The sequence below is a fragment of the Tritonibacter scottomollicae genome (assembly GCF_003003215.1).
Classification (GTDB): domain Bacteria; phylum Pseudomonadota; class Alphaproteobacteria; order Rhodobacterales; family Rhodobacteraceae; genus Epibacterium; species Epibacterium scottomollicae.
This window is the reverse complement of record NZ_PVUF01000016.1, coordinates 16,882-29,999: the sequence shown is the minus strand read 5'-3', so window position 1 is coordinate 29,999 and position 13,118 is coordinate 16,882. Positions and strand designations below refer to the sequence as shown.

Here is a 13,118-nt window from a genome sequence, read left to right as displayed (position 1 = left end):
CTGAACGGCAAACGCGCCAATAACACATGGGAAAAGCCTCGCTGAACGCGAGGCTTTTCCTTGGTCACACCATGAATGTGACTACTCCATGAACCGCTTGGCCGCGGGCCAGTGCTTCATCAACAGGTAGTATGACAGGCCGGCAGGCAGCAGGCTGGCATACCAAGAGATCCCTGAGAAGATCAGCGCAGCGACCACCCCAAGCCCCATGGCGATCACCGCAGCCCAGTTGACGCCCTTGTAGGGTCCGTTCTCGTCATACAGCTTGGTCAGATCCAGCTCCTGCTTGCGCAGGATAAAGTAATCCACCACCAGGATCGCGAAGATCGGTCCGAGGAAGGCGGAATAGGTCTGGATGAACAGGCTAAGCCCGGCGGCAGACTCATCCTTCACCAGTTCCCAGGGAAATGTGGCAAAGGCCAGCAGGCCGACGATAACTGCCGATGTCTTGAAGTTGATCTTGAAGATATCCATCAGCGCATAGGCAGGCGGAACCACATTGTTCAGGATGTTTGTGGTCACCTGAGCAAAAGCGATGAACAGCAGCGTGATCACAAGCAGCGGCTTGTTGTCCACCGCGCTGGAGAACACCTTGATCGGATCCACTTCGCCGGTTGCGCCAGACACCATCAGGCCGATCAACCCCATGAACAATGTCGCGGGCAGGATCGAGTTGGCATAGATGGCGATCTGTCGAACCGGGCCGACATTGCGCCGCAGCTCACGGGAATAGTCGGACACATTCAGCATCATGGTGCTGTAAATGCCCAGGAACAGCATGGTCGCGCCCCAAAACGGAGCCCCCCAGGTGCCTTCGACATTGACCAGATTGGCCGAGATTTCCTCGCCGTATTTGCTGATCACGCTGAAGAACATGTAGACCAGCGACCCGATGATAAAGACCGAGCCGATGTTCTCCAGCCATTTGATACCGTGAAAGCCAAGCACCGACAGGCCGATCTGCAGAAGCTGAAAGCCAATGAAGAACACCACGATGTTGTCATAGCCAAACAGCGTATCAGACACGAGATTGAGCGCGCCCGCCCCGATCCAGCTTTGAAAGCCAAACCAGACAATGGCGGGCACGGACCTCACCAGCGCCGGTAGCCGGGTACCGGAAAAGCCAAATGCAGACCGCGCCTGCACCATGAAGGGGATGCCGTATTTATGCCCGGCCTGCCCGTTGATCATCAGTGCTGCGCCGATGACCGTGCAACCAATGCCGATCGCGACGAGGGTCTGCAGCAGGTTCAATGTCCCCACCAGGCCCGAGCCAATGGTAAACGTCCCGATCGACACGCAACCGCCAAGCCAGGCAAACAGGTAGGACCAAGGGTCCATGATCCGTGTCTGCTGCGGCGCCAGGCTCTCCTCCCCGACCCCCTTGCCGCTATGGTCCTCTGTGTGTCCGTCTGTGCCACCATCCACGGCAGCCTCCAGATCTGTATTCATGGTCATGTCTTCCTCCCTGACATTCCTAGTTTATTCTGGGCTCACTTTTTATTGGGCCTCGCGTATGCATTTATTTTGCTGGTCTTGAGGCCGCAGCTCGCCAGTGCCTCGACCATTCGGACGGCAACACTGACCCCATCGATGACCGGAATGCCGGTTTCTTCACTGAGCCATGCAGTCAGGTCCGCCATGCCCGCGCAGCCCAAAACAACCGCTTCGCAATGGTCCTCTTCGATGGCGCGCAGGATTTCACGACGGATCTTGTCGCGCGCGTCAGAGCCCTCTTCTTCCAGTGCGAGGACCGGAATCTCGGCAGAGCGCACCCGGCGACACTGGTGCGAAAGCCCGTAGCCGTGCACGAGATGTTCGATCACCGGCACGGCGCGCGGCAAAGTGGTCACAACCGAAAAGGACGTCGCCAGCATGCTGGCCGCCTTTACCGCAGCCTCGCAAATACCAAGCACCGGCCCGGTTGCCAGTTCGCGACAGGCACCGATGCCCGGATCGTCGAAACAGGCAACCACGATCCCATCCACACCCTGTTCTTCGGCCGCGGCAACCTGCGCCAGCAGACCGGGCAGTGACATGGCCTCGTCGAAATGGCCTTCGATGCTGGCCGGGGCGCCCTGGGCAGTGGCGCCCAGAATGGTCACTCCGGGGCCGGCGACAGTCTTGGCCGCTTCGACGATCTTCCCTGTCATCGACTCGGTCGAATTGGGATTGACGACGAGAATTTTCATGAGCTCCTCCTTTGTTGCCATATTTTGTTAACAATCCGTGATAACAAGTCAAGCGTGCCGTCGCCTCATGCCATTGCAATGCAGCCCTCCGGTCCTTAAGTTGCCTCTGTGCAAGAAAAACTTTTCAGGGCCCGATGAAGGATTCTCCCGAAGATTTGATCGTGAACGCGATTCTCGATGCCATCGCTGAACAGCGACTGCCAGCTGGTACCAAGTTGGGCGAGCAGGCGTTGAGTGATCTGTTTGCCTGTAACCGGGCCAATGTGCGCCGGGCGCTTGCGTCGCTTGCGGCACAGCAAGTTGTGGAGCTGCGCCCAAACCGCGGTGCGTTTGTGATGACGCCCTCCCCGAAAGAGGCTCGCGACATATTTCAGGCTCGCCGCGCGATCGAAAGCACCATTGCACGGCATGCCGCAGGTCAGGCTTCTGCTGGCGACATCACATTTCTGCGCGACAATATCATCGAGGAGGCCCAGGCCCATAAGGCAGGAGACAAACCTGCGGAGCTGCGCGCCTCGCGTCAGTTTCACATGCGTATCGCGCAAATAGCAGGAAATCTTGTGCTGGAGCGGTTCCTGTCGGAACTCACGATGCGCAGCACGCTCATTCTGGGACTGTACTCCCGCACTGGCAGCTCTTCCTGCGCAGAGGATGAGCATGACAGGATTGTCGACGCCCTACAGAACGGCAGCGTAGACGAGCTGGTCCGGCTGGTGGATGAGCATCTGCGCCATTTGGAGAAGGGCTTGAACTTCGAAGAGCCGCCTGCGGCCCCTATGAGCCTGAAGGAACAACTGATGGTTCCGCGCAGCGCGTCATCACAAGGCTAGAGAAACGATCGCATTGCCGGCGACACAGCAAGCCGTGCCAGCAGGCACACGCCGCCAAAATGACACGTGTGATTGGTGCCTTGGACAGAGTGCGCTGCGCTTCGCGTATCGACCGTCCTGCCGTGACAGGTATATGGCTGGCGGCTCAAATGAGACCAGAAAAGACACTATATCAAACTGATAGCGACGAAGGCTCAAGCGCCGCCATGTGCTTCTCTAGAGGGCACCACGCGCTCGGGCCGAGTTGGAAAGGCCCGCATCTGAAAACGGGCGGAAACCGGTGCTACAGATCTCTGACACCGCGTCAGCGGCGATAGCACCGGGACTTTTTACCAAAACCTGCAGGGGTGCAAACATAGCTGCCTGACCCTGAGGCAAGCACAACTTTGGTGGGGTCATTCTTGGGGGCATTGACCTCATTCGCCTGAACGTCAAATGCGCTCCCGACGATCAATGTTGCGCCCAACGCAAACACAAAAAAACCGCGCCGAAACCGGCGTGCAACCTGTACTACCACAACTGCTCTCCTCGGGTTGTGAGCCCGCATTTGATCTAGCGGGTCTCTTTACCTGTGCCACTTCTAGGCCAACAATTTATTAACGGTCAAGAAGATGGCAGGAGTTGGGCGCGCTGTGGTCACAACGGTTTGAGAAGAGAATTGAAGCTTCGTCCAGCAAAAAACGCCGGTAGACATACCGGCGCAGTTTCCATTTATCCAAAACCAACAGATCGTTACAAAACGCACTTCAGGTGGTGCCTTCCCCATGCTGAAGCGGCACAGGGGCCACAAGATCACTCAGGCGAAAAACTGCCACTGCACAGCGGAAACGGGTCTGAAACCGGCCATCGCAGTCGCTTGTAGCGCCGTCGGCTCGGCGAATCCACGTCAGCTGAACACAGAGCGTGACGGCAGCCTTTGGAGCTGACCGGCGATCACTCCAAGATATGTGCCGTCTGGCGCCAGTTCGGTAAGCCAAACCCGTCGGGCCAAGGATAGACCTCTTGCTGTCCGAAATAGACCACCGCAGCCAACTCGGGATATGCGTCGCCCATGGTGCGGATATCTGCATTCCAGCGGGCGACATGTTCGGCATCACCGACAAAGCCCAGCTCGGCCACCATGACTGGTTTGCCAAATTCAACCGCACGGTCATAGCGTGGGCCGAAGATCTCGGCAAAGCTCAGTGACTGGCCCAGGATTTCACCTTCCCAAGGCTGATAGCTGAAGACAGACAGCCCGACCACATCGACAACATCGTCGCCCGGATAATAGTCAGCCATGTTCTCCCGGCCCAGCGGCGACCACATGTACTTTGCGTCCGGCGCACTGCCGCGACAGACATCATTCATCCGCCGATATGCGGAAATGTAGCGCTCCGGCTCCCAGCCCGCCCAGATGAACTGACCGCTGTCATCGTCCATTTCCTGCGCCCAGCGGATCGTCATGGGAATGTCCAGGCTCCCGAGGGCGGTGCAGATGGCAGCCATCTTTTCGTCATAGGCACCAGACTCGATCCCATTGCGCAGCACGCTTGGTGAATTGCGCTCATCCCGCGACCAGGTCCAGGGCTCGATCGTCACCAGCAGGGTTCGGTCGCGCTCCTTTGCATAGGTTTCCGCTTCCTTGAGGCTCGGCAGCAAGACGTCCTCCCAGGGAAGAAACAGATGTTCGATCGACACCCCGGCAAGGTCGGTGAAGTCGCCATTTGGATCGTAGACACCAAACGGCAGGCTTCCGGGCGGCACCGTCTGAGCCGCAGGTGCACTGACCGTTGCAAGAACCAGCGTTGCCGCGACCCCAAGATTTCTGAAGGTCTGGCGTTTGAAGTCCGATAGGCGTTTCATTTTCCCGTCCTTTGCGAAGTAAAAGAGTTAAGCAGCTGAATGTACCAGTCCGAGTCGTAGGTCATGATTGGAGCGTTGGCGGTGCTCCGCCCTGCCCCAGAGACCGGAAAATGCGGCCTGAAAATCTTGATCCCGCCCCCTGTGTCCGTAAGCGCAATCAGCGCCGCATTGCTGCGCTCGCCAAAGCCGAGAACGATGGACCCCGACAGCAGCAGCACGCAGCCGAACTGGATCGCGGTGCGCAGCGGCCAGGAAAAGAACCTGATCCCGTTTTCGCTGAGATGTTTGAGCACGATCACCAGAAACAGAACGGTATAGATCAGCGCATTGATCAGCGCGAAAATGTAAAATCCGGCCGCCTGTGAGATCTCCTCGATCAACAGGACGGGCAGCAGCGACATCAGGGCCAGCGCCACATAAGGCACCAAAACCGCCCATGGGAGCACGGACACCGCACCGCTGCCCTTTGGCGTGACCCGAAAGTCGACAAAGCCACCAAACAAACGGTCGCGCACGGCCATCGCAATGCCCAGCAAGACCCAAGGCCATTGCGCAAAGGCAAAAGCCAGCTTCTCCCAGCCCAGAACCTTGGCGTCATACGGCCTGAAGAACCCATCCGACCGTAAGCACCACACCAACGTCAGCAGCGCGATCGTCGAGGGCCAGACATGGCCGACAAAGGCGGGAAAGGTGACATCGACATAGCGCACGTCAAACAGCAGCGCGAGAATGGGAAAGACGAACATCAACGCCATGAACCCGGCAAGAAGTGGATAGCAGAGCTGACAGAACACGAACTGAATTCGATGCCGCACAGACAGGCGCATGAAATAGGACGGCGTGTATTGCAGAAAGATGGTCATCAGGCTGCGTGACCACTGAAACTCCTGAACAATCAGATCGAGAAAGGTTGCGGGACCGTCGCCAAGGGCGATCGCATCCATCGCGTGCATCCCCTTCCAGCCACCGGCATTCATCAGCATTGAGGTTGAATGGTCCTCTGCCAGCTCCGGGCCCAATCCACCAACCTCACGCAGCGCTTTCGTACGCACAGCGTAGTGCGACCCAATGCACATCGGAGCCAGACCATTTGCATAGCCAGCCTGCACCACACCATGGAAAACAGCCTCGCTGTGCAGACGACTGCGCGCCGCCCAGCTTGTGCCGGAATTCTGCGAACAGATGCTCGGCGCGCTCACATACCCCACCTGCGGGTCAGTAAAGGCCCTCAGGATTTCGCGCAGGTAGTTGGGTTGCGGTACGTGATCCGCATCCAGCTGCGAGACAAAATCATAGCGGTCATATCCGTAACGATCGTAGAAATACGCCAGATTGCCTTCCTTGCAGCGGGTGCGCCGTGGCCAGGTCTTGCGGTGATAGGCCTCTACCCCCTTGCGGGTTGAAATCTGGACCCCGTTTTCTGCGCACCAGTCACGGGTCATCTGATCCGGATCCTCATCCGCAAGCCAGGTGTCATGTGGGACGTCCTGTGCCAGCATTGCGATCAGCGTGGTTCGGACAATTTCAAACGGTTCCGACGGTGCCTTGGTCACCACCATGGCAACGCGGTGCGGCCCAAGGTCACCGACGCGCCCAGTGGCGTGATGCGCCCGCATAAAGAAGAACAGCAGATAGGCCTGCACAAAGAATACCCAGAAGACACAGAGTGTCACAGGCCAGTAGAGGAACCACTGCGTGTAATGGACCGGCTGAAGCCACCATTGCCAGAAGAAGACCGCGGCAGACAGCCACAGCAGCGACAGGATCAGATATTTGACCCGAAGCGCGCCCTTGAGGACAGGGGCCCGGTAGATCTGGTGCGAGAGGTCATGCAGATTCCGCATCTTTCACCTCCAACATCCCAAAGCTTCGGGCAGCATCTGTCACGATCATATCGATGTCAGACCGTTGCGGATCAAACCCGAGGGTCTGCCGGGCAAAGCTCGTGTCTGCGACCAAAACCGGCGGGTCCCCTGCGCGACGCTCCGCCATTCGGGTTCTGACATGGCATTGGGTAATCCGCTCAACGGTCTGCACGATTTCAAGGTTTGACACGCCCCTTCCGCTTCCAAGGTTCACGGTCAGGTTGCCCTTGCGCGCCTCCAGATAGCCAAGGGCCTGAAGATGCCCCTGCACCAGGTCGCTGACGTGGATGTAATCCCGGATGCAGGTGCCATCAGGCGTGTCATAATCTGCCCCGAACAGAGTGAGCAGATCCCGCCGGCCCGCAGCCGTGAACAGCGTCAGCGGCACCAGATGTGTCTCGGGATCATGGTCTTCGGCAAGAGCCCCACTTGCATCGGCCCCCGCCACATTGAAATACCGCAGTATGGCGAATGACATCCCGGCCTGCTGCGCGACATCGCGCAGCATCCGCTCACAGATCAGCTTGCTTTCGCCATAGGGGTTGATCGGCCGTTGCGCCGCGGACTCCCTCACTGGAATTGCATCGGGTATGCCATAAGTGGCGCAACTGCTGGACAATACAAAGCGCTGCACCCCCGCGCCCTCGCAGGCCCGCAGCAGGGACAGCATCCCGCCGACATTGTTGTCGTAGTACTTCATCGGGTCGGACACCGACTCTCCGACATAGGCAGATGCGGCAAAATGCATGACGGTCGAAATCTCATGCGCAACCAGCGCGTCGGTCAGCTGCGCGGTGTCGCGCAAGTCGAGTTCGGCAAGCGGTCCCCAGCGGATCGCAGAGCGGTTTCCCGTCGAAAGGTTGTCGACAACAAGCGGCACCCGCCCTTCGCGCGCCAGCGCGTAACACGCGTGGCTGCCGATGTACCCGGCGCCACCGGTGACACATATGTTGCCAAGGCTCGTCATTCCGCGACCAGAAGCCTGGTGGCCGGTCCGCCGAGATGGGCGGCAAAATACGGCACTGTCTTTTTCAGACCCTCCGCTAAAGATACCTTTGGAGCCCAGTGCAGATCCGCCATTGCCTTTGTAATATCCGGACGGCGTTGTCTGGGATCATCGACAGGCAGATCGAGATATTCGATCGCGGATTTGGACCCCAGCGTAGCAATGATGTGCCGCGCCACTTCGGTGATCGTGAACTCGCCGGGATTGCCCAGGTTATAGGGGGTCACCTCCTCGTCCTCAGCCGCCATGAGCGCCATCAGACCATCGACAAGATCGCTGATGAAACAGAACGACCGCGTTTGGGAGCCATCGCCGTAAACGGTAACAGGAGTCCCGGAGAGCGCCTGCGTCACAAAGTTGGAAATCACCCGCCCGTCCGCCGGACACATACCCGGCCCATAGGTATTGAAAATACGGGCGACACGGGTCCTTGCGCCGCGTGAGTGGTGGAAATCGTAAAACAGCGTCTCGACCGCGCGCTTGCCCTCATCGTAGCAGGAGCGCGGCCCCATGGTGTTTACGTTGCCACGATAGGCTTCAGCCTGCGGCGAAATTTCGGGGTCGCCATACACTTCGGATGTGGACGACTGCAAAATCGTTGCGTCGTGGCGCAAGGCCAGCTCCAGAAGATTGAGCGCCCCGAACACGTTCGTCTTGAAGGTATGGATCGGGTCGACCTGATACTTTTTCGGCGACGCCGCGCAGGCCAGATTGTAGATCTCATCCACCGGGCCAAGATCCGGCAAAGGGTCGATGATATCCTGAGAAATACAGGTGAAGTTCTGTTCATCCTGCAAATGCACGATGTTGCACGTCCGCCCGGTCTGGAAATTATCGATACAGATGACATCATGGCCATCCTGAACGAGGCGCTGGCACAGATGCCCTCCAACAAACCCAGCTCCCCCCGCCACAACAATCCGGCGAAGATCCTGACCTGTCCGTCTGCGCATCAGGAACGGCGAGAAAGATACTGACATTGCACACCCCCAAGGTGGAAATCAGCAGCTCAGATTTGCGGATTTACGCAGATGCTCTAGAACGGAACAAAAGCAGACTATCATTGCTTTTCTTCGCCGCTTTCAAGCTGCTAAAATGAAATTTATCGAGGGTATCAGCGTAAAATCAGAGCATTTTTCTGTGAAGCTAGCAATAGGGTTACACCTTACGGTTAGCCTGTCGCAGCGCTCTATTTCGGGTAGTCGAACTGGGCGATAACCTTCCAGATATTGAGGTTTATGGCAGTCAGCTCAGAGATCGCCGCCTCGATATCCTCAGCCGCCGCATCATTGAGCGGCGTGGACTGACCAATCTTCAGCGTATCCCTGCGATCTGCAATCCGCATCAGGATCGTATGCGGGTTCCCCCCATCGGCATCAAACGCATAGATGCAGTGGTTATACCTGTTCCGGAGCGCGGATTGTCGCTGGATCCGTCCGGTCAATGCCAGGATCGGCGCGCGCTCCGTCGCGGATACCTTATCGAGCTTGGTAAGCCGCTCCACCAGGTCGATACGCGCCCGCGTGGTATTCAGCGTCAGGAAGATCACCGTGGCGATCTCCTTGTCCACCCCGGCGAGTCCGGCGATCAAATGGATGAGCAGGCTTTCGGTATTTGTCCATGCATAGTTCAGCTTGCCGACAAGCAACAGGAACCCGTCAAAGTTGAGTTGCTTCTCGGTATCGGTCATTGAACCAGATGGTCTGAACCGTGATTTTCGAGGAACCAGACCGCAGCCTCTGTCCGGTTGTTTACCCCAAGTTTGGCAATCACGTGATGGATATGCAGCTTGACCGTATGTTCGGACAGGCCGAGCCGATTGGCGATAAGCTTGTTCTGCTTCCCCTCCGCGACACAGGACAGCACCTGAGCCTCCCGGGTGGTCAATCGGATGCCAACGGCCTTGGCCGTCCGCGCTTCAAGTGCTTCTTTTTGAGCGACACGCGCCGCCTCGCAGGCGTGGTCTGTTTTTTCAGATGTTGACGCCGTGTCATTGCCTTGAAAAAAAATATCGTGCAATTCATCCGGCACGAAATTTTCTCCGCAAACCAATAACCGCAGCAATGTAAGCCAACGGTCCAGATCACGGTTCATGGGAAGAAATGCAACCCGTCGGCGCGGATGCAATTCGCGCATCTTGCACAGGAACGATTTCGCCAACTCAGCTTGCCGATATGCAAATGCAATTGTCGCACTTGGAAACGCTTCTTGTATGCGCTCCATCTGATCAACCAGCGTTTTGCCCATGGATTGGTTTAGAATAACCGACCGCACCCGGTCAGGTCTCTCCAAATTCAGGGCGATCAATTCGTCTATCGTTTCAAGCCGTTCGAACTTAACTGAGCTGAAACTAATAGTAGCAAGATCAATAGCAGAAGAGGAAAAATCATGCGAATTCCCCACAAAATAGCATGCGATCCCACTAAACTCATGTACACATTCTTTACTCGTCATGTCGCATTCCACCTGGATGTAGCGCACTGCAACCACTCAAAGACTGTCATATAGACAAGAGCCACCACACCTCTCTTTAATCTCTCAGCAGCGCTCGGGATGGTTTCATGCGCATTAAACAGGGAAACAATCTCCCTGATCGCAACATCTAAGAATCGCGCCCAAACCCCCGAAATACGTATGGCCTAGCAAAATTATCACAATTTAAATCTACTGTCTGTATTTTTCGGTAAAGATCCGCTCATGGCGTCTTTCATACCCACCTCACGCCAGGGTAATTGCCTGAATTCAGGTTTAAAATTCTGAAATAGAACATCATCGCCAAAGTCGATCCACTTGAGTGCTTCAGGCGCCGAGACCTTCCCGAACTCTGTGAAGTCGCGCGCACTCATAAGTTCAAAAAATCACCACAACACTTTGTTTTTAATACCATATTACAGACTTTATGAAGATATCAACCGAACAGAGAATCACTCAAAGGGTTCTGCTAACTACGCACCTCCCTGTCCCCACAACCAGCATGTGCCTTAATCAAACCTTGCAATCGCATTAAAGTTGTGCCGCGCCTGACGATCAAGATCAGACAGATTGATACACACCTATCATTTTCCGAAAACCATCGGCCTGACACTGGCGCCTGATCCGACCGCAAGCTCATAGAGTCGTATTATGAAATACAGCCTCTAGGATGATAACTTCCGATCAGGGCGTATACACCTTTTTCCGGACACCCTAACCTAATTATCTACATTAAAGCTGCGCAGCGATGTTTCAGCGCACTTAAATTACCCACCCCATGGCAAAATACCAATAATTAACAAAAGGTTAACACTCCACTTCAAAAACTAACCCCTATGGATGGGTAGTTTTACGGCTGCGTTTTCGCAATGCTCGGTCTGTCTCGTCCTGGGACCTGCGTGATCTTTACCTCACGCTGAGACCAAACTGAAAATAGCGGCGTGATTACCTCTGCCCTTTCAGTTCAAAGTCATCGCTTTTGAAAAATCATATAGCAAGAAAGGGGGGCCAAATACACTTCAGCACATCAATCGCGGACCAGCGGAAGAACATCTCGTTCACCTGCGGCACCGCATCTTCATGACAACTCACCAATCGCACACCCTGATGATCGCTTTTGAAATGAGCGGCGATCCGGGGAATGCTTTACCGGAGAAATACAATGTCAAATAAAACACCATTCCTTTTCGGCAACTGGGGCGACTCTCAGGATCAGGAGCAGGACCAGGATCAAGGTCAGGGCCAAGGTCAGCTGCAAGCTGAGCTTCAGGCACAACTGCAAGCCCAGGGCCAACACTCCGATCAGGATCAAGACCAAGGTCAAGGCCAATACCAGGCCAGTGAAAGCTGGAATGGCAACATGAATGGCAATGGCAACGGCAATTTGAACGGCAATGGAAATGCCAACGGGAACTCCAATGGGAATGCCAACGGCAACGCCAATGGCAACCATAACGGGAACTCCAATGGGAATGCCAACGCCAATGCCAACGCCAATGGCAACCTGAACGCCAATGGCAACTACAACAGCAACACCAACACCACCGACACAACCGTTGATGTGGATGTTGATGTCGATCTGGGTGGCTATGAGCCGACAGATGATGACTTTGCCGATATCGATCTCGATCATTCCAACGCCGGTGACTTCATCATGGCGCAGGGCAACATCGACTATAATCCCGGCAATGACCTCGACCTGGACAATATGTTGAACGACGCCCTGAACGGTGCCGGCAATGATGCCGGAACGATCAATGCGCAGTCCAACAACCTTCAGGACAACGATGCCCTGAGCAATGTGTCCAACAGCGGCACCATGACTCAGACCAACACGTCCAGTGGTGGCTCCGCCACATCCGATGACGGCATTGATGCCGGCGCGGCAGGCGGATCCGGTGGTGGTCATGCAAACGCGAACGGTGCTGGCGCGCTTGGCGGCCTCGGTATCGGCGGTGCAGCCGGTGCAACCGGTGGCGCCAGCGGAGCGGCTGGAAACGGTGCAGCCCAGGGCGGCACCGGTGCAGCTGGCGGTAGCGCAGCGGCCATCGGCCTCGGTGTCGGAATTGGTGGTGCTGGATCTGATTCAGATGCCACCAGCGACGATGGCGGTGATGCGTCCTCGATCGGTGCGGGTCTGGGCGTTGGTCTTGGCGGTGCCGGGTCCAATGCGGATGGCGGCAACACTGGGGATGCCGGTGGGATCGGTGTCGGAACCGGTGCCGCAGGGGCCGGCGCGGACAGCAGCGACGCTGGGGATGCCGGCGCAGTCGGTGCTGGTCTGGGTCTGCTTGGCCTTGGTCTGGCCGGAGCTGACGGTGGCAACACCGGAGATTCCGACGCAGACGCAACTGGCGCCGGTCTTGGTTCCGGATCCGGTCAAAGCGGCAACGGTGGCGACGCCGGATCGCTTGCCTCTGCAGCCGGTAGTGGTGCGGGCAACGGTGCGGGCGGCAACGCCAACGGTGGTGACGGCGGTGACGCTGGTGCATGGGCTGCTGCGATGAGCAACGCTCAGGGCAATGGCGGTATGAACCTTGCCGGTGCCGGTGACGGCGGTGACGGCTACGGCGGTCATGCCTGGGGCGGCGACAGCGGTGATGGCTTCGGTGGCCAGGCGGTTGTCGGTGGCGTCCAGGCTGGCGGCGGTGTCGGCGGCAATGGCGGCAACGCCACAACCGGTGCCGGTGGTGCTGGTGGCGATGCCGGAATGTGGGGGTCGAACAATGGTGACGACGGCTTCGTGACCGGCGAATCCTTCGCTTCGGCGGCGTCGCAGATCGACACCACGGCGTTCAACCAGAGCATCGTGATGGGGGCCAACGTTCTTGGCAACACCGTTGACATGACCGTGGTCGGCGGGGGCTTCAGCTCCAGCTACATCGGCGACGATGGCGACGGCGCATAA

At 57.1% G+C, this 13,118-nt stretch carries 10 protein-coding genes; 2 read left to right on the top strand and 8 right to left on the bottom strand.

The genetic code is table 11. The features are described from left to right. Nucleotides 1-81: 81 nt before the first annotated feature. Complete coding sequence (locus CLV89_RS18420) at nucleotides 82-1,458, bottom strand: NCS1 family transporter (RefSeq protein WP_243395071.1); 1,377 nt, start codon at nucleotides 1,456-1,458, stop codon at nucleotides 82-84. A 35-nt stretch (nucleotides 1,459-1,493) separates the two neighbouring features. Continuing rightward, nucleotides 1,494-2,192 carry an aspartate/glutamate racemase family protein gene (locus CLV89_RS18415; RefSeq protein ID WP_106165130.1) on the bottom strand — a complete coding sequence of 233 codons (699 nt, stop codon included), beginning with the start codon at nucleotides 2,190-2,192 and terminating at the stop codon, nucleotides 1,494-1,496. Nucleotides 2,193-2,326: 134 nt separating this feature from the next. Here CLV89_RS18415 and CLV89_RS18410 point away from each other — a divergent pair, with 134 nt between their 5' ends. Further along, a complete protein-coding gene (locus CLV89_RS18410; RefSeq protein ID WP_106165129.1) occupies nucleotides 2,327-3,022 on the top strand; it encodes a GntR family transcriptional regulator in 696 nt (231 codons plus the stop codon). A 933-nt stretch (nucleotides 3,023-3,955) separates the two neighbouring features. Here the strand turns inward: CLV89_RS18410 and CLV89_RS18400 are convergent. The 6 genes from CLV89_RS18400 to CLV89_RS22945 all read right to left on the bottom strand — a co-directional run bounded on the left by CLV89_RS18400 (nucleotide 3,956) and on the right by CLV89_RS22945 (nucleotide 10,192). Then, nucleotides 3,956-4,867, bottom strand: coding sequence for a glycoside hydrolase family 26 protein (locus CLV89_RS18400; protein ID WP_106165127.1), 912 nt, complete (start codon nucleotides 4,865-4,867; stop codon nucleotides 3,956-3,958). Beyond that, nucleotides 4,864-6,711, bottom strand: coding sequence for a glycosyltransferase family 2 protein (locus tag CLV89_RS18395; RefSeq protein WP_106165126.1), 1,848 nt, complete (start codon nucleotides 6,709-6,711; stop codon nucleotides 4,864-4,866). Before CLV89_RS18395 ends, CLV89_RS18400 begins: the two co-directional genes overlap by 4 nt. Then, nucleotides 6,695-7,699 carry a UDP-glucose 4-epimerase GalE gene (gene galE / locus CLV89_RS18390; RefSeq protein WP_106165125.1) on the bottom strand — a complete coding sequence of 335 codons (1,005 nt, stop codon included), beginning with the start codon at nucleotides 7,697-7,699 and terminating at the stop codon, nucleotides 6,695-6,697. Before galE ends, CLV89_RS18395 begins: the two co-directional genes overlap by 17 nt. Continuing rightward, nucleotides 7,696-8,718 (bottom strand): UDP-glucuronic acid decarboxylase family protein, encoded by a 1,023-nt coding sequence (locus CLV89_RS18385; RefSeq protein WP_106165124.1) that lies wholly within the window; start codon nucleotides 8,716-8,718, stop codon nucleotides 7,696-7,698. Before CLV89_RS18385 ends, galE begins: the two co-directional genes overlap by 4 nt. Nucleotides 8,719-8,927: 209 nt before the next feature. After that, nucleotides 8,928-9,428, bottom strand: a complete 501-nt coding sequence (locus CLV89_RS18380; protein ID WP_106165123.1) for a hypothetical protein — start codon at nucleotides 9,426-9,428, stop codon at nucleotides 8,928-8,930. Next, nucleotides 9,425-10,192 (bottom strand): helix-turn-helix transcriptional regulator, encoded by a 768-nt coding sequence (locus tag CLV89_RS22945; protein ID WP_243395070.1) that lies wholly within the window; start codon nucleotides 10,190-10,192, stop codon nucleotides 9,425-9,427. The genes CLV89_RS18380 and CLV89_RS22945 overlap by 4 nt, the downstream gene beginning before the upstream one ends. 1,180 nt (nucleotides 10,193-11,372) lie before the next feature. On the opposite strand from CLV89_RS22945, the gene CLV89_RS18365 reads away from it, so the two are divergent. Beyond that, on the top strand, nucleotides 11,373-13,118 hold the full coding sequence (locus CLV89_RS18365) for a hypothetical protein (protein WP_106165121.1): 1,746 nt from the start codon (nucleotides 11,373-11,375) through the stop codon (nucleotides 13,116-13,118).

Coding starts and splice junctions, on each gene's coding strand:
- CLV89_RS18420 (WP_243395071.1), bottom strand. CDS start 1,458: ATGACCATGAATACAGATCTGGAGGCTGCCGTGGATGGTGGCACAGAC.
- CLV89_RS18415 (WP_106165130.1), bottom strand. CDS start 2,192: ATGAAAATTCTCGTCGTCAATCCCAATTCGACCGAGTCGATGACAGGG.
- CLV89_RS18410 (WP_106165129.1), top strand. CDS start 2,327: ATGAAGGATTCTCCCGAAGATTTGATCGTGAACGCGATTCTCGATGCC.
- CLV89_RS18400 (WP_106165127.1), bottom strand. CDS start 4,867: ATGAAACGCCTATCGGACTTCAAACGCCAGACCTTCAGAAATCTTGGG.
- CLV89_RS18395 (WP_106165126.1), bottom strand. CDS start 6,711: ATGCGGAATCTGCATGACCTCTCGCACCAGATCTACCGGGCCCCTGTC.
- galE (WP_106165125.1), bottom strand. CDS start 7,699: ATGACGAGCCTTGGCAACATATGTGTCACCGGTGGCGCCGGGTACATC.
- CLV89_RS18385 (WP_106165124.1), bottom strand. CDS start 8,718: ATGTCAGTATCTTTCTCGCCGTTCCTGATGCGCAGACGGACAGGTCAG.
- CLV89_RS18380 (WP_106165123.1), bottom strand. CDS start 9,428: ATGACCGATACCGAGAAGCAACTCAACTTTGACGGGTTCCTGTTGCTT.
- CLV89_RS22945 (WP_243395070.1), bottom strand. CDS start 10,192: ATGACGAGTAAAGAATGTGTACATGAGTTTAGTGGGATCGCATGCTAT.
- CLV89_RS18365 (WP_106165121.1), top strand. CDS start 11,373: ATGTCAAATAAAACACCATTCCTTTTCGGCAACTGGGGCGACTCTCAG.